1 protein-coding gene is annotated in these 439 nt (G+C 46.2%); it reads left to right on the forward strand.

The features are described 5' to 3' along the window. The coding region (locus tag BCT81_RS11900; RefSeq protein ID WP_241908193.1) for a methyl-accepting chemotaxis protein at positions 1-403 on the forward strand (403 nt) is incomplete at its 5' end. Between the last annotated feature and the right edge of the window lie 36 nt (positions 404-439).

The following is a 439-nucleotide window of genomic DNA, read 5'->3' on the forward strand; positions in this document are numbered from 1 at the left end:
CGTAGCCGATGAAGTTCGTACACTGGCGCAGCGCACCCAGCAATCGACAGCTGAAATTGAAGGCTTTATCAGCTCGCTACAGTCTGATGTGCAGACGGCGTTCAATGTTATTGATAACAGCCAGAAGATGTCGTCTAAAGCGGTTGAGGATTCAAAAGAGGTTGAGAACACCTTACAAGGTATCTCAGCATCGGTAAGCGAGATATTTAGCATGACCGAACAGATCGCTACAGCGACAGAAGAGCAAGCCGTCGTGACTCAAGATATCGCGCAAAACGTGATGGCGGTTGAGCAGAAATCGACAGAGTCGACCACAGGCGCAACTCAAATTGCAGCAACCGCCAAAGAACAAGCTGAACTGGCGGCTTCATTGAAAGAGATTGCAAACACGTTTAAGAGCTAATCTTTCAGAGTTAAAAGTTTTCCATCTTATATAAAA

This window comes from Vibrio sp. 10N.261.52.A1 (assembly GCF_002876325.1).
Lineage (GTDB): Bacteria > Pseudomonadota > Gammaproteobacteria > Enterobacterales > Vibrionaceae > Vibrio > Vibrio chagasii.